We start from the raw sequence: 16,189 nt of genomic DNA on the forward strand, positions 1-16,189 counted from the left end.
GATGACCGAACACCTCGACGTGCTGATCGTCGGCGCCGGGCTGTCCGGCGTCGGCGCCGCCCACCACCTGCGCACGGCGTTCCCGCGCAAGAACTACGCGATCCTCGAAGCCCGCGACTCGATCGGCGGCACCTGGGACCTGTTCCGCTACCCCGGCGTCCGGTCGGACTCGGACATGCAGACGCTCGGCTACCGGTTCCGGCCGTGGACCGACGCGAAGGCCATCGCGGACGGGCCGTCGATCCTCGGATACGTCCGCGACACCGCCGCCGAAGCCGGGATCGACCGGCACATCCGGTTCGGGCACCAGGTGGTCCGGGCCGCCTGGTCCACACAGGACGCCCGGTGGACGGTCGAGGCCGAGCACGACGGGCAGCCGGTGACCTTCACCGCGAAGTTCCTGTACCTGTGCAGCGGCTACTACGACTACGCGGCCGGGCACACGCCGGAGTTCCCCGGTCTGGAGGACTTCGGCGGCACGGTCGTCCACCCGCAGCACTGGCCCGAGGACCTCGACTACACCGGCAAGAAGGTCGTCGTCATCGGCAGCGGCGCGACGGCGGTGACGCTCGTGCCGGCGATGACCGACCGCGCCGCGCACGTGACGATGCTGCAGCGCTCCCCCACCTACATCCTGTCGCTGCCGTCGGAGGACGCGCTGGCCAACCGGCTGCGCGGGCTGCTCGGCGCGCGGCTGGCGTACCCGATCGCGCGCTGGAAGAACGTCGCGGTGAGCACGCTGATCTACCAGCTGAGCCGGCGCCGCCCGGGCCTGGTGAAGGCGATGATCCGGCGCGCCACCGTGAAGCAGCTGCCGGCCGGGTACGCCGTCGACACCCACTTCAAGCCGCGCTACCAGCCCTGGGACCAGCGGCTGTGCCTGGTCCCGGACGGTGACCTGTTCCGGTCCCTCAAGCGCGGCGACGCCTCGATCGTCACCGACCGGATCGCCGCCTTCACGAAAACCGGCATCCGGCTCGAATCGGGCGACGAGCTCGAGGCGGACGTCGTCGTCACCGCGACCGGGTTGCGGCTGCTGGCCTTCGGCGGCATCGAGCTGGCCGTCGACGGCAACCCGGTGAAACTGCCGGAAACCATGGCCTACAAGGGCATGATGCTCAGCGGCGTGCCGAACTTCGCCTTCACGATCGGCTACACGAACGCGTCGTGGACGCTCAAGGCCGACCTGGTCGGCGAGTACGTCGTCCGGTTGCTCCGCCACCTCGACCGGCACGGCTTCGACCAGTGCGTGCCGGTCAACGACGACCCGGCGGTCACCGAGCGGCCGCTGCTGGACTTCGACGCCGGGTACGTCCAGCGGTCGATCGACGAGTTCCCCAAGGCGGGTTCACGGCCGCCGTGGCAGCTGGGCATGAGCTACGCGCACGACGTCGTCAAGCTCCGGCACGGCAAGCTCGACGACAGCGCCCTGCGGTTCTCGCGGCGGCCCGGGACGGGAGCGGGCAGACTGAGCGCATGACGCTCTCTTCCCCCGCCCGGGACCGCTGACGTGCACGCCGCGGGCCTCGTGCTGCACCCCCGCCGCGACTCCGCGGCCGCCGTCGAAGCCGTGCTCGGCTGGGCGGGCAAGCGGAACATCGAGATCCTCGGGATCACCGACGAGATCGTCCGGCTGGACTGCGCCGCGGTGGGGGTGCCGCCCGAGGAGCTGGGGCGGCGGGCCGACCTGCTGGTCAGCCTGGGCGGCGACGGCACGATGCTGCGGGCGATGCGGCTGGCCGACGGGCAGCGCGCGCCGGTGCTCGGGGTGAACCTCGGCAAGCTCGGCTTCCTGGCCGAGGTCGACGTCCCCGACCTGCCGGGCGCGCTCTCGGCCATCGACGACCACGAGTTCACGGTCGAGCCGCGGCTGGCCGTGGACGCGGTGCTGCAGGGACGGCGGATCACGGCGTTCAACGACATCGCGGTGGTGCGGGTGCCCGGCGAGGGCAGCGCGGTGGTCGCCGTGCGGGTGGGCGGCCAGCCGTTCGTGAGCTACTCGGCCGACGCGGTGGTGGTGGCGACGCCGACCGGCTCGACGGCGTACAGCTTCTCGGCGGGCGGCCCGATCACCAGCCCGTCGGTGGAGGCCCTGCTGGTGACGCCGGCGGCGCCGCATTCGGCGTACAGCCGCGGCGTGGTGCTCTCGGTGCACGACGAGGTGACGCTGGAGCTGCTGCCGACCAGCGGCCGGCTCGCGGTGGAGGTGGACGGCCAGGTCGAGGGGTACGTCTCCCCCGGCGAGCGGCTCGACCTGCGCGCCCGCCCGAGCGCGGCGCGGGTGGTGCGGCTCGGGATGACGACGTTCTACCAGCGGGCGCGGCGCAAGCTCCGGCTCACCGACTCGGCCGAGATCCCGCAGGACGGCGACCACTGACCGTGTGCTGTGTCACAGCGGGAACGCGTCGGCCATGGTCACGGAAAGGTCACGGGTAGCGTGCGCGGCTGCGCCTGAACCAGCCGAACCGCCCCGGAGTGTCTCCCTACATGCTGTGTCCCGCCCCCGTGCGTCCCCGCCTGCGTGCCCGCCTCCTCGTCCCGACCGCCCTGACCGCCTTTCTCGGCGCCGTCGTGCTCCTCGCCGTGCTGCACGTCGACCGGCGGCTCGCGCCCCTCGACCCGGTGAGCACGATGCTCAGCGACTACGCGCTGAGCCCGGGGCGGTGGTTGTGGGACAGCGCGCTGTTGCTCACGAGCACCGGGTCGGCGCTGCTGCTGGTGGCGCTGTACCGGCGTGGGTTGCTGGCCAACCCGGCGCTCGTCGCGGCGAAGGCGCTGTGGTGCGTGAGCCTGCTGGCCGTGGTGATCTTCGCGAAGGACCCCCAGGGCGGCGCGATCACCGCAACGGGCAAGATCCACCTGTACGCCTCGGCGGTGACGTGCCTGAGCCTGCCGGTGGTCGGCTGGGCGCTGGGCCGCCGCCACCGCGACGACCCGCGCTGGCGGCGCGTCGCGACGTGGTCCCGCCGGCTGGCACTGGCGGCGATCCCGTTCTACCTGCCGTTCATCGTCCCCTTCGCGGTGAACGTGGTGTTCGGCGGCCACCTGCCGACCGTGGCGACCGGGCTGGTCGAGCGGGTGATGATGGTCCTGGAGATCGCGCTGCTGGCCGTGCTCGGGTACTGGGCGCACCGCGCGATGCCGGCCGGGGTCCGCTTCCGGCCGGTGCGTCCCGCGGCCTGACCGGGTCACAACTCGCGTGATCCAGCCCGTCTTTCGCGTGATCCGGGCCGTCATCCGCGTGATTGGGGCCGTCATCCGCGTGATTGGGGCCGTAACTCGCGAGTTCCGGCTCCAATCACGCGAGTTCCGGCTCCAATCACGCGAGTTCCGGCTCTGATCACGCGAGTTCCGGCTTTGATCACGCGAGTTACGGGTAACGGGCTTGGTCGGCTGGCTGATCCCGGGTGCGGATCAGCGCGTACCGCACCGCGCCCGTCGGTCACCTCCCGCACCTTGCCAGAGCCCGCCCGGCTAGGTTGGGGCCCGCAGGGGGATTCCAGGGAGGCTCGGGTGAACGTCGCCGGTGGGGTGCTGCCGGTCGCCGCCGGGGTGGCCCTTCTCGTGTTCGCCGTGCGGATGGCGCGTGAACCGCGGCGGCTGAGCAACGCCGTCTGGCTCGGGGTCGCGCTGCTGCTGACCGCGCTGTGGCTGCTGCGCACGGCATGGCACCTGGAGTGGCTGACCCCGGTGCTGCTGGGCCTGCTCGGCGTCGTGGCGGTGCTCGTCGCCCTGGTGCTGCCGGCCGCGCTGATCGCCAACGGCGTGCGGATGTGGCGGCGGGAAGGGCGCAGCGCCGGGAACCTGCTTTCGCTCGGGCTCGGCGCCGGGCTGGTCACGCTGGAAGCCCTCGCGTTCGCGCCGCTCGGCCGGTGGGGTTCGGCCGTCGTGGCCATCGCCGCCGTGCTGGCCGGCTACTTCGGGTTCCTGTTCCTGTCGCTGCTGGTCTACTCCGTGGTGTACAGCAGGCTGGGCCGCCGCGGCGGGTTCGACGCGATCATCGTGCTCGGCTGCGGCCTGGACGGCGACCGCGTACCGCCGCTGCTCGCCGGGCGGCTCGACCGCGCGATCCGGCTCCACACCCGGGAGGCGACGCCGCCGCTGCTGGTCGTGTCCGGTGGGCGCGGGCCCGGCGAGTCGGTCAGCGAAGCCGAGGCGATGCACGGCTACCTGCGCGAGCGCGGCGTGCCGGACGAGCTGATCCGGCGTGAGGACCAGGCACGCACAACCGAGGAGAACCTCCGGTTCTCGGCCGGGCTCCTGCCCGCCGACGCGCGGCGCGTGGTCGCCGTGACCAGCAACTACCACGTGTTCCGGGCGGCGGTGGAGTGCCGGCGGCTGGGCCTGCCGTTCCACGCGACGGGCTCGCCGACGGCCAGCTACTTCCTGCCGAGCGCGTTGCTCCGCGAGTTCGCCGCCCTGATCCTGCACTACCGCCGGACGACGATCGCGGCGTGCGTCCTGATCATCGGCGCCGGCGTCGCGGTGACGATCTTCGCTTAGCCCCGGCGCAGCACCGAGCAGGCGTGGGCAACGCCGTCCTCGGCGCGCAGCCGGGCGCCCACGTACTGCGCGCCGCGTCGGAAGAGCGGGTTCTCCGTCAGCTCCCGCAGCCGCGCGGTGAGCGAGCCGGTGTCGAGGTGCGCGAGCGGCAGCGGTTTCGGGCCGGCGCTCAGCCGCGCCACGCGGGCGCCCCAGTATGGCTGGTCGGAGAAGACCGGGCAGACCAGCGTGGGCACGCCGGCCCGCAGCCCGGCCGCGGTGGTGCCGGCGCCGCCGTGGTGGACGACGGCGGCGGTGCGCGGGAACAGCCACGCGTGCGGGACGTCGGCGACGGTCAGCAGGTCGTCGGTGTCCGGGCCGTCGGCGGCGAGCAGGCCCCGCAGCCCGGCGCGGCGCAGCGCGGCCCGGACGACGGCGAAGGTCGCCTCCGCTTCGGCCGGGCGCATGCTGCCGAAGCCGACGTAGACGGGCGGCGGTCCCGCGGCGAGGAAGTCCCGCAGCCGCGGGTCCGGACGCCAGGGGCCGGGCTCGAGGAACCAGTACCCGGTGACGTGCGCGCGATCCGGCCAGTCGGGCGGCCGCGGCACGACGGATGTGGAGAAACCGCACAGCACGGTCGACCTTCGCCGAGGCCCGCGGCGGCCGGCTGCGGGCAGGCCGAGCGTCTCGGCGCGCCAGCGGTCGACGTCGGGGCGCAGGAGCTGCCAGGCGAGCGCGTCGACGGCGGTGAAGCTCAGCTGCCGCCCCCATGGGCCGAGCCGGGCGGCCGCGGGCAGCAGCGGGTGCGCGAAGGCCCGCGTCGGCAGGCTGGGCTGGTAGTGCAGTTCGACGTCGGGGACGCCGAGGTGGGCACCCAGGTGCGCGCCGAGGAAGCCGAGGGTCGGCGCGAGCACGAGATCGGCCCCGGCGGCACCGGCGTGGACGTCGGCGAGGAGCCGGTCGAGCACCGGGCGAAGGGCGGCCCGCAGCCCGGAGAGGAAGGTGCGCCGCCGCCCGGAGGTCCACGCCCGCCCGGCGGCCGACCCGAGGACGGCGGCGGGATCCGCGGAGAGGGGCGCGAAGGCGAGGCCGTGGGTTTCGACGAGGGCTCGGAAGGCGGGAGCGGCGAGGACGCGGACACGATCACCATCGGCGGCGAGGCCACGCCCGAGGGCGACGCAGGGCTGGACGTCGCCACGCGAGCCGGGCGCGATGATGACCACCTGGCGGCTCATCGCGCCGACCTCGGCCGAGCGACACCCGGCGTCCGGCACTGCCCGGCGACCTGCCCGCTCACCGCTTTGCCGCCGTCAGGCGGTAGCGCAGCCGGAAGGGCAGGCTCGCCAGCAGCGCCGCCAGGCGGGCGTCCGGACCCACCAGGTACCTCGGTGCCGGGCGGCGGGCCGTCAGCGCGCGGACCACCGTCTCCGCCGCCTTTCGCGGTGGCACTCCCGTCCGGGCCGACCGGGCCGCGCTGTGCTCGGCCGCCGACAGTTGGGCTCCGTACCTCTCCAGGGCCGCCGGGGACAGGCTTGCGCGGACCTCCTCCGCCGCCGCCCGGGCTCGGGGCCAGATCGGGGTTGCCACCGCTCCCGGCTCGACCAGCACCACGCGGATTCCCTCCGGGGCCAGCTCCGCGCGCAGGCTGTCGGTCAACCCCACCAGCGCGAACTTCGACGTGTGGTACGGCCCGACCATCGGGCCCGCGATCCGGCCGCCGATCGAGCCGATCGTCACCACCCGCGCGGATTCCGTGCGCCGCAGCGCCGGCAGCATCGCGCGCGTCACCGCCAGCTGACCCGTCACGTTCACCTCCAGCTGCTCCCGGAACGCCTCCAGCGGCACGTGTTCGAGAGGCCCCGGGCGTGCGAGGCCCGCGTTGTTCACCAGGCCCCGCACCGGTCCCGCCGCCGCCACGCGCCGGCCGCACCGCTCGATCGACTCCGGGTCGCGCAGGTCCATCCGCAGCACCGTGACCGCCTCGCCGTACGCGCGCGAGAGTTCGGCTTCGTCGTCGTCCGTGCGGACGCTCGCCCACACGTGGGCGCCCCGGCGGACCAGCTCCGCCACGCAGGCGCGGCCGATGCCGCCCGCCGCGCCGGTGACCACATAGGACGGTGTCACGACGCCAGCACCTGCAGCATCCGGGGCCACGTCTTGTGCAGCTGCTCCTGCCAGTACGCCCACTGGTGCGTGCCCGGACCGTAGAGGTCCGCCGTCACCGGGACGCCGAGGTCGCGCAGCCGGCCGGCCATCGCGGCGGTCTGGGCACCGCACAGGAACTCCAGCAGCATCGCCCCGGGCAGGACGTCGATCGGGAGCCGGGCGTCCAGCGGGCCCGGCAGCCCGTTGCCCGCCGAGAGGTACAGCTCCGTGCCGCGCAGGCGATCGGCGTTCACCAGCGGGTCGTGCGCCTCCCAGCGCGCGGCTTCCCGGCGCCGGTCACCCCACAGGGCCTCCGGGTCGAGTCGGGCCGAGCCGACGATCGCGCTCGTCAGCAGTTCGCCGGTGGGGCCGGCCGGGTTGAGGTTGCCGCTGAAGGACGCGGCGTAGCGGAACACGCCCGGCTGCCGCGCGGCGAGCTCGAACGCGCCGTACCCGCCGAGGGACAGGCCGGCGACCGCGCGGCGGCCGTTCCCGCGGTAGCCGCGGTCGATCAGCTGCGGGAGCTCGACGGCGGTGAAGGTCTCCCACTGGTTGAGCGCGAGGTCCTTGCCGTAGTTCCACCAGTCGGTGAAGAAGCCCGCCGTTCCGGCGCCGGGCATCACGACCAGGACACCGGCGTCGTCGGCGAGCCGCCGGACGTCGGTGTTGGCGCTCCAGCCGCGGTAGTCCTGCAGCCGGGTTTCGCCGGCCAGCAGGTAGACCGCGGGCCAGCTCCGCTCGGCCCAGTTGCGCGGCAGGATCAGCCGGACCATCGCGTACGCCCCGACGCCGGCCGAGCGCACGGTCAGGTCCAGCACCCGCGCGTCACCGTCCACAGTGGTCTGGGCGACGACGTGCGAGCCGTCGTCGGCCCGGGCGTCCGGGACGGCGGTGGCGGCGAAAGCGGGCGTGCCGGGCAGCGCGCACACCGCGGCGGCCAGGGCCGCACACCACCTCACGAAAGGGCGCATGTGTTTCCTTTCCCGGTCGGTTCCAGGTGCGGCCACGCTAAAGGAAAACCGTCCGGGACAGCAATTGTCCTGTCCACGATGTGAGCAGACAATGTGAATGACAGGAAAACAAACTCCCCCACAAGGGTGAGGCTCTGGTCGCGCAGAGTGACTGGACTCGGACGCCCGTCCCACAACCCGGCACCGAACTCGCCAGTAACCTGCGATCCAGCAGCTCACACGCTGTACATGGGAATGTTTACGCCGTCTTGAGGTGCTTCCGGCAACCGATTTCCCGGCGTAGCCTTCGCCGTGCCGCCGGGTTCGGACGTCACTCGACTGTCCCCGGCGAAGGGTTCCAGCGCAGGGGCCGCACCTCCGTCGAGAAATGCTCCCGGAAGGGTTCTCCATGGCCACCCGAATTCGTTTTCCCCCGCTCCTGCTGGTCGCCGCGGCCGCCGTGGCCGGCATTTCGCCCGCAAAACCGGCCGCGGCGCTCCCCGTGCCGAGCCCGCCCGCCGTGCCCCCGGCCGCCCTGCTGCCTGCCGAAGCGATCCCCGGCCCGCCCGCGGCCCGCGCCGGGTTCGACGTCGCCACGGCACTGTCCACATCGTCACCGTCCACATCGGATCGCAGCGACGCAGGAGAGTGCGCCGACGTCGTCCACGGCCGGCTGCTGCGCCCCGGCAACGCGACCGGCCAGGGCTTCCAGGCAGCCGTCCCGGGCGGGCAGCTGTCCGAGCTCGTCGCCCGCACCCCGCACCCGCCCGGCCTCACCGCCTGGGCCGCGCAGGCGCGCCGCTGTGCCCGCGTCACCGTCGACGACCAGGACATCCCGACGGTGTCGACCACCACCGTCGGCACCCCGCCCGCCGTTCCCGGCGCGGAAACCCTGTCGTATGAGCAGGTCCTGACCCTGCCCGGCCAGCCCGCCGGGCTGCCCGGCCTGCGCCTGCGCACCGTCGCCATCGCCGCCGGCGGCGTGCTGGTCCTGCTCCGCGACGCCGGAGCCACCGACCTCGACCTCGACGCCCTGGCCGTCGCCGCGTGGCAGCACGCGGCCCCGCGGCTGGGCCGCTAGCAAGGAGAACCCATGTCCCAGGAGAACTTCCCGGCGGTGGGCGGCGACACCCTGACCGCGTGCCTGCGCCACTGGGCGGCGACCACCCCCGAGGCCCCCGCCCTCACCTTCGCCGACTTCGCCGCCGATCCCGCCGGGCGGCGGCGCACGCTCACCTGGCGGCAGCTGGCCGAGCGCGTCGACGCCGCCGCGGGCGCGCTGGCCGTGTCGCCGGGCGACCGGGTCGCCGTGCTCTGCCCGCAGGGCCCGGACTACGTCGTCGGGTTCCTGGCCGCGATCGCCGCGGGCGCGATCGCGGTGCCGCTGTTCGACCCCGGCCTGCCGGGGCACGCGGGACGGCTCGCCGCGGTCCTCGCCGACTGCACGCCGGCCGCCGTCGTCACCACCGCGGCGGCCGAGCGGGACGTCGAGGAGTTCGTCGGCCGGGACGTCGCCGTCGTCGCGGTGGACCGGCCGGAGCCGGCGCGGTCGTGGCCGGCGCCCGCCGCGGCCCCGGACGACGTCGCGTACCTGCAGTACACCTCCGGCTCCACCCGCAGCCCGGCCGGGGTGGTGCTGACCCACGCGAACGTGCTCGCCAACGTCACCCAGGCGGTGCGCGGCCTCGGCCTCGACCCGGCCGCGGCCACCACGGTCTCGTGGCTGCCCTTGTTCCACGACATGGGGCTCGTCCTCGGCCTCGTCACGCCGCTGGCACTGGGCCTGCGGTCGGTCCTGATGGACCCGCTCGCGTTCGTCGAGCGGCCGGTCCGCTGGCTGGAACTGCTCGGCGACCACGCGGGCAGCTGGAGCGCGGCCCCCAACTTCGCCTTCCACTACTGCGCGAGCCGGATCCGCGAGGCCGACCGGGCCCGGCTGCGGCTCGGCCGCGTCGCCGCGATCGTCAACGGCGCCGAACCGATCAACCCGGACGTCCTCGACCGGTTCCACACGGCCTTCGCCGCGGCCGGCTACCGGCCGGAGCTGACGCGCCCGGCGTACGGCCTCGCCGAGGCCACCGTCTTCGTCACCACCGGCCCCGCCGCGGTCCCGCGCGTCACCACCTTCGACCGCGACGCCCTCGCCACGGGCAAGGCGCGGCCGTCCGCCGACGGCGTCCGGCTGGTGGCGTGCGGTGCGCCGGCCGGGCAGCTCGTCGCGCTCGTCGACCCGGACACGGCGGCCGTGCTGCCCGACGGCTCGGTCGGCGAGATCTGGGTGCACGGGCCCAACGTCGGCGCCGGGTACTGGCGGAAACCCCTGGAGAGCACCGAAACCTTCGGCGCCCGGCTGCTCGGCAGCCTGCCCGAAGGGCCGTGGCTGCGGACCGGCGACCTCGGCGTCCGCCACGACGGCGAGCTCTACATCGCGGGCCGGATCAAGGACCTGATCATCGTCGACGGGCGCAACCACTACCCGCAGGACGTCGAAGCGACCGCCGCGTCGGCCGATCCCGCGATCCGCCCCGGCAGCGTCGCCGCGTTCGCCGTCGCGGGCACCGACACCGAAGCCGTCGTCGTGGTCGCCGAGCACCGCGGCCACGCCGACCTGGCCGAACCCGCCGAACGCGCGCTCGCCGCGGCGATCCGGCGGCTGATCTCCGACGCGCACGGGCTCGCGCTGCGGGACGTGCTGCTCGTGCCGCCCGGGCGGGTGCCGCGGACGTCCAGCGGCAAGATCGCGCGCGGTGCCTGCCGCGACCGCTACCTCGCCGGCGACTACGGAAAGGCCCTCGCGCGATGACCGACACCCTGCGCCGCTGGCTCGTGGCCACCATCGCCGAGCACACCGGCGTCACCCCCGAGCCAGACCACCCGCTCGGCGACTACGGCCTGTCCTCCCGCCAGGCCGTCGGCATCGCCGCCGACCTCGAAGAACGGCTCGGCAGGCGGCTACCGCCGACGCTGCTGTGGGAGAGCCCGACCATCGACCACCTCGTCCGCAGCCTCACCGGCGCCGACGAGCCCGAGGTCCGGCCGGGCACCGACCGCCGCCGGACCGACCCGGTCGCCGTCGTCGGCCTCGGCTGCCGGTTCCCCGGCGCGGACGGGCCCGGCGAGTTCTGGGACCTGCTGCGGACCGGGCGGGACGCCGTCCGGACCGCGCCACCCGGCCGCTGGGACGCCGACGCGGCGCCGGTGCTCGGCGGGTTCCTCGACGACGTCGCCGGGTTCGACGCCGAGCACTTCGGCATCACCCCGCGCGAAGCGGCGACGATGGACCCCCAGCAGCGGATGCTCCTGGAGGTGACGTGGGCGGCGCTGGAGCACGCCGGCGTCGCGCCGTCGTCGCTGCGCGGCAGCCGGACCGGCGTGTTCACCGGGATCGCGACCCACGACTACGGCCACCTCACGATGACCGGCGGCGCGCCGGACCTGTGGACGGCGACGGGCGCGGCGGGCAGCATCGCGGCCAACCGGCTGTCGTACGTCTACGACCTGCGCGGGCCGAGCGTGGCGGTGGACACGGCGTGCTCGTCTTCGCTGGTCGCGGTGCACCACGCGGTGCGCGCCCTGCGCGACGGCGACGCGGACCTGGCGCTGGCGGCCGGGGTGAACCTGATGCTGCTGCCGGGCCCGACGGCGGCGTTCGCGGCAGCGGGCCTGCTCGCCGCCGACGGCCGCTGCAAGACGTTCTCGGCGGCCGCGGACGGCATCGCGCGAGCCGAGGGCTGCGGCGTGGTGGTGCTGAAGCGGCTGGCGGACGCCGAGTGCGACGGCGACCGCGTGCTCGCGGTGATCCGGTCGTCGGCGGTCAACTCCGACGGGCGGTCGAACGGCCTGGCCGCGCCCAACCCGCCGGCGCAGCGGGCGATGCTGCGGGACGCCTACCGCAGCCTTGATCCGTCCACTGTGGACTATGTGGAGGCTCACGGAACGGGAACGCTGCTCGGCGACCCGATCGAGGCACGCGCACTCGGCGCGGTCCTGGGCACGGGCCGCCGGCCGAACGAGCCCCTGCTGATCGGCTCGGTGAAGACGAACATCGCCCACGCCGAGGCGGCGGCCGGGATAGCGGGGCTGATCAAGGTGGTGCTGTCGATGCAGCACGGCACGCTCCCGCCCCAGCTGCACTTCGCGGCCCCGAACCCGCACATCCCGTTCGGCGAGCTGGGGTTGCGGGTGGTCACGGAGCCGACGCCGTGGCCGCGCCGCAGCGGGCGCGCGGTCGCGGGGGTGTCGGCTTTCGGGTTCGGCGGGACGAACGCGCACGTGGTGCTGGAGGAGGCGGCGGCGCCGGGTGGGCGCTCGTTCAGCGGGGGCCGGGCGGGGACGCCGGGAGCGCGGGGCGGCGGGCTTCGGGCCGACCAGCCGGTGCGGTCGAGCGGGGCTCCGGGGCGGGCCGGCGGCTCGGAGCGCGCCGGTCACTCCGGCGAGGTCCGGACGGCGCGGCCGAGCGGCACTCCGGACCGCACCGAGCTCCGGACGGCTCTGCCAAGCGGCACGACTGACCGCACCGAGGTCCGGATCGGGCTTCTCTCCGCGCGCACCCACGACCGCCTCATCGAGCGGGCCGCGCAGCTCGCCGGTTGGCTCGATTCGCCCGCCGGGCGGCGCAGTTCGCCGGCCGATGTCACCCACACCCTCTTCCGGCGCGACGAAGGCGGCCCGCACCGCGCCGCCGTCGTCGCCGGGGACCACCGGGAACTGGCCGCCTTGCTGCGGGCCGTCGCCCAGCAAGAAGATCCGTTGCCCGCCGGTGCGCTCACCGGCTCCGCCGTCGGTGGGGAGGGGCCCGTCTTCGTGTTCTCCGGGCACGGGTCCCAATGGGCTGGAATGGGCCGACGGCTGCTCGCCTCCGAACCCGCCTTCGCCGCGCAGGTCGACAAGCTCGGCGACTCCTTCGCCGAACACGGCGGACGCTCGCTCCGCTCGCTGCTCACCGGCGCCGCTCCCCTCTCCCTCGCCGACACGCAACTGGCCATCTTCGGGACGCAGGTCGCGCTCGCCGCGCGGTGGGAGGCGCTCGGCGTCCGGCCCGCCGCCGTCCTCGGGCACTCGCTCGGCTCCGCGGCCGCCGCCGTCACCTGCGGGGCGCTGACCGCCGATGAGGCCGTCCACCTCGTCGCCACCCGTGCCCGGCTGCTCGGCGCACTCGGCCCCGGCGGTGCGATGGCCGCCGTCGAACTGGCCGCGGACGAACTCGACGGCCGGCCCGGCGTCGAACTCGCCGTCGACTCCGCGCCCGGGCAGGTCACCGTCGCCGGGGATGCCGATGCGCTCGATCGGCTCGTCGCCGAACTGACCGCCGCCGGGCGGGGTGCGCGGCGGCTGCCGGTCGGGGTCGCCGGGCATTCGGCCGGCGTCGAACCTGTCCTCGGCCCCCTGCGGGACGCCCTCGCCGAACTGGGCGGACGGCGGCCGCTGGTGCCCTGGTACGACACCGTGCTGACCGACCCGCGCGAACTGCCGGACTTCGACGCCCGCTACTGGGCCGCGCACCTGCGCCGCCCGGTGCGGTTCCGGCAGGCCGTCGCCGCGGCGGCCGCGGACGGGCACCGCGTGTTCGTCGAGGTGTCGCCGCACCCGATCCTGCGGGGTTCGCTGGCCCGGACGCTCGAAGCCGCCGGGATCGCCGACGCCGTCGTGACCGGCACCCTGCGCCGCGGCCAGGACGAGGTCCGGGCCTTCGCCGCGGCCGCCGCCACCCTGTACTGCACCGGCACCCGCATCACCCTCGCCGCGCCGGACGACGACGCCCGCGTCACCGACGTGCCGCCGATGCCCTGGCGCCACGAACGGCACTGGTACACCGACACCGAACCGAGCACCCCCGAGCCCGCGCCGAGCCACGCCGACCAGCCCCGCACCGGGAGAACGCTCGCCGACATCGTCGCCGCGATCATGGGCCTCTCCCCCGACCGCCTCGACCCCGACGTCCCGCTCGTCGAACTCGGGCTCGACTCCCTCATGGCCAACCGGATCCGCGACGCCGTCCGCCGGGAGCTCGGCACCGAACCCGACCCCGCCGCCGTCCTCCGCGGTGCCACCCTCGCCGACCTCAACCGCGATCTCGCCCCGCGCGGCGACGAACCGCCCGCCCGCGGCCGGGCCTGGGACGCCGCCGACCGGCTCGTCCTGCGGCTCTGGCGGCAGCACACCGGCACCGACGCGGGCCCGCACACCCGCCTCGGCGCCACCGGCGAACCCCACCACGTCGCGCGGCTGCTCGCCGCCGGGCTCACCGCCGAGCTCGACACCCCCGTCGATCCGGCCGACCTGCTCCGGCACGACTCCCTCGCCGCCGTCGCCGACGTCGCACGAGCCCTGCTCGACACCCGCGAAGAACGCGGGCCCGTGCACGTCCTCAAGCCGGGCGACGCCGGAACCGCGCCGCTGCTGCTGTTCCACCCCGGCGGCAGCACGTGCACCGTCTACCGGCCGCTGCTGGACCGGCTGCCCGCCGGCGTGCCCTGCGCCGGCTTCGAACGCGTCCCCGGCGCCGGCCTCGAAGACCGCGTCGAACAGCTCCTGCCGCTGGTCCGCGCCCGGCAGCCGCACGGGCCCTACCGCCTGGCCGGCTGGTCCTTCGGCGGCGCCCTCGCCTACGGCGTCGCCACCCGGCTCGCCGACGGGGGCGAACCGGTCGAACTCGTCGCGCTGATCGACACCATGCTGCCGCTGCCCGAGCCGGACCTCGATCCCCGCGCGTCGTCGGCCCGCCGGTTCCTGCGCTTCACCGGCTACGTCGAAGGCACCTACGGCCGGACCGTCCGGCTCGGCCACGACGAACTCGCGCCCCTGCCCGAAGAAGAACAGATCGACCTCACCATGCGGCGGGTCGCCGAAGCGGGCTTGCTGAGCCCCGGCGTGCTGCGCCACCAGCGGGAGTCCTTTTTGGACACCCTGGCCGCGGAACGCGCGACGCCGCGGCCCTACGCCGGCCGCGTGGTGCTGTACCGGGCGACCGAGCCGTACGCCGCCGGGCTCGCGATGGAACCGCGCTATTCCCGCACCGACCTCGCGGCAGGCTGGGCCGAGCTGTGCCCGGCGCTGGAGATCGTCCCGGTGGCCGCGCACCACCTGTCGGTCGTCGACCCGCCGCACGTCGACGTCGTCGCGCGGCACCTCGCGGACCTGCTGTGGCCGTGACGCGGGCGGGCGTCCGGGCGTGGCCGCCGCTGGCCGTGCTCGGCGCCGGCCTCCTCCTGGTCGCCGTGGACGCGACCGTGCTGCACGTGGCCCTGCCCGACCTCGTCCGGCAGCTGCGCCCCGGCGCGGCCGCCCAGGTGTGGATCGTGGCGATCTACCCGCTCACCGCGGCGCCGCTGCTCCTGCCGTGCGGCACGCTCGGCGACCGCTTCGGACGGCGGCGGGTGCTCGTCACCGGCTACGCGGTGTTCGGCGTCGCGTCGCTGGGCTGCGCGCTCGCCCCCGGCGTCCCGGCCCTGCTCGCCGCCCGCGCGGCACTCGGCGTCGGCGGCGCGCTGATCATGCCCGTGACGATGGCGCTGCTGCGGGACCTGTTCCCGGACCGGCACCGGCGGCGCACGGCGATCGCGGTCTGCAGCGGCATCGCCGGGGCCGGTTCGGTGTTCGGGCCGGTCCTCGGCGGGCTGCTGGTGGAGGCGTGGGGCTGGCGGGCGACGTTCCTGGTCAACCCGCCGGTGATCCTGGCCGCCGTGGGGGCGGCGCTGAGGTGGCTGCCGCGGAGCCTGCCCGGCCGGGAACCGTGGGACGCGCTCGGCGCCGCGCTCGCGGCGGGCGGCGTGCTCGGGATCGCCCTCGCCGCCGGGCCGTCGGGGGGCGGCTTCGGGGCGGGGGCGGCCGGGTGCGTCCTGCTCGCGCTGTTCGTCCGCCGCCAGCGCCGGGCGCGCACTCCCCTGCTGGACCTCACGTTGTTCCGGCGGCCGGGCGTGCCGGGCGCGGTCGGCGGGGTGCTGCTGGTGATGAGCACGCTGGTCGGGCTCGGCCTGCTGCTCGCCCAGTACCTCCAGGTGGTGCTCGGCCTCTCCCCGACCGCCGCGGCGGCGCGGCTGCTGCTCGTGCTCGGCGCCTCGGCGGCGGGCAGCGTGGGGGCCCCGGCGCTGCTGGAGCGTTTCGGCAACGCCCGGGTCCGCACGGCCGGGTTCGCCCTGGCGGCGGCCGCACTGGCCATCCCGGCGGCCGGCGGGCTGGCGTCGCCGTGGTGGCTGGGTGCCGCACTGGCCGGCTCGGGCCTGGGCATGGCTCTCGCCCTGACGTCGAGCACGGACACGCTCCTGTCGGCCGCCCCGGCCGACCGGGCGGGCGGTGCGGCCGCGGTCGAGAAGACCGGGTACGAGCTGGGCGCGGGCCTGGGCACGACGGCGTTCGGTTCGCTGGCCGCCACGGTCTACGCGGCGCACCTGGTGCTCCCGCCCGGCATCCCGGAGGCGGCGGCCCGGCTGGCGTCGGCCGGGCCGGCGCAGGCGGAAGCGGCGGCGCACGGCCTGGCGGCGGCCCCCGAGCTGCTCGCGGCGGCCCGGGCGGCCTGCACCACAAGCGTGCAGGCCGCCATGGCGGTCGCTGCCGGGCTTTTCGTCGTTGCGGCGCTGGCGGTTGTTCGTCGTCGCCCGGCCGTATAGGTCGTT

11 protein-coding genes are annotated in these 16,189 nt (G+C 75.3%); 8 read left to right on the forward strand and 3 right to left on the reverse strand.

Going from position 1 to position 16,189, the window contains the following annotated elements; all coding sequences use genetic code 11:
- The first annotated feature begins 1 nt into the window (after position 1).
- The 4 genes from BLW76_RS27075 to BLW76_RS27090 all read left to right on the forward strand — a co-directional run bounded on the left by BLW76_RS27075 (position 2) and on the right by BLW76_RS27090 (position 4,503).
- The gene (locus tag BLW76_RS27075) at positions 2-1,480 is read left to right on the forward strand and encodes a flavin-containing monooxygenase (RefSeq protein WP_091312329.1); all 1,479 of its coding nucleotides are present in this window, start codon (positions 2-4) and stop codon (positions 1,478-1,480) included.
- 30 nt (positions 1,481-1,510) lie between these two features.
- Complete coding sequence (locus BLW76_RS27080; protein WP_091312332.1) at positions 1,511-2,377, forward strand: NAD(+)/NADH kinase; 867 nt, start codon at positions 1,511-1,513, stop codon at positions 2,375-2,377.
- Between the two features lie 128 nt (positions 2,378-2,505).
- Complete coding sequence (locus tag BLW76_RS27085; protein WP_244170324.1) at positions 2,506-3,183, forward strand: DUF998 domain-containing protein; 678 nt, start codon at positions 2,506-2,508, stop codon at positions 3,181-3,183.
- Between the two features lie 330 nt (positions 3,184-3,513).
- The gene (locus BLW76_RS27090; protein ID WP_091312336.1) at positions 3,514-4,503 is read left to right on the forward strand and encodes a YdcF family protein; all 990 of its coding nucleotides are present in this window, start codon (positions 3,514-3,516) and stop codon (positions 4,501-4,503) included.
- On the opposite strand, the gene BLW76_RS27095 is transcribed toward BLW76_RS27090, so the two are convergent.
- From BLW76_RS27095 to BLW76_RS27105, 3 genes are read right to left on the reverse strand one after another with little or no spacing between them, the layout of a single operon-like run.
- Positions 4,500-5,717, reverse strand: coding sequence for a glycosyltransferase (locus tag BLW76_RS27095; protein WP_091319939.1), 1,218 nt, complete (start codon positions 5,715-5,717; stop codon positions 4,500-4,502). The two genes, BLW76_RS27090 and BLW76_RS27095, sit on opposite strands and share 4 nt — an antisense overlap.
- Positions 5,718-5,775: 58 nt before the next feature.
- The gene (locus BLW76_RS27100) at positions 5,776-6,606 is read right to left on the reverse strand and encodes an SDR family NAD(P)-dependent oxidoreductase (protein WP_091312339.1); all 831 of its coding nucleotides are present in this window, start codon (positions 6,604-6,606) and stop codon (positions 5,776-5,778) included.
- On the reverse strand, positions 6,603-7,598 hold the full coding sequence (locus tag BLW76_RS27105; RefSeq protein ID WP_244170325.1) for an alpha/beta hydrolase: 996 nt from the start codon (positions 7,596-7,598) through the stop codon (positions 6,603-6,605). Before BLW76_RS27105 ends, BLW76_RS27100 begins: the two co-directional genes overlap by 4 nt.
- A 388-nt stretch (positions 7,599-7,986) precedes the next feature.
- On the opposite strand from BLW76_RS27105, the gene BLW76_RS27110 reads away from it, so the two are divergent.
- The 4 genes from BLW76_RS27110 to BLW76_RS27125 are packed head-to-tail and all read left to right on the forward strand — an operon-like array spanning position 7,987 to position 16,183.
- Entirely contained in the window at positions 7,987-8,658 is a 672-nt protein-coding gene (locus BLW76_RS27110; RefSeq protein WP_091312340.1) for a hypothetical protein, read from the forward strand.
- Positions 8,659-8,670: 12 nt separating this feature from the next.
- Positions 8,671-10,380 carry a fatty acyl-AMP ligase gene (locus BLW76_RS27115; RefSeq protein ID WP_091312343.1) on the forward strand — a complete coding sequence of 570 codons (1,710 nt, stop codon included), beginning with the start codon at positions 8,671-8,673 and terminating at the stop codon, positions 10,378-10,380.
- Positions 10,377-14,729 carry a type I polyketide synthase gene (locus BLW76_RS27120; protein WP_091312346.1) on the forward strand — a complete coding sequence of 1,451 codons (4,353 nt, stop codon included), beginning with the start codon at positions 10,377-10,379 and terminating at the stop codon, positions 14,727-14,729. Before BLW76_RS27115 ends, BLW76_RS27120 begins: the two co-directional genes overlap by 4 nt.
- Positions 14,720-16,183, forward strand: a complete 1,464-nt coding sequence (locus BLW76_RS27125; RefSeq protein ID WP_091312349.1) for an MFS transporter — start codon at positions 14,720-14,722, stop codon at positions 16,181-16,183. The genes BLW76_RS27120 and BLW76_RS27125 overlap by 10 nt, the downstream gene beginning before the upstream one ends.
- The last annotated feature ends 6 nt before the right edge of the window (positions 16,184-16,189 follow it).

The organism is Amycolatopsis tolypomycina, assembly GCF_900105945.1.
Lineage (GTDB): Bacteria > Actinomycetota > Actinomycetes > Mycobacteriales > Pseudonocardiaceae > Amycolatopsis > Amycolatopsis tolypomycina.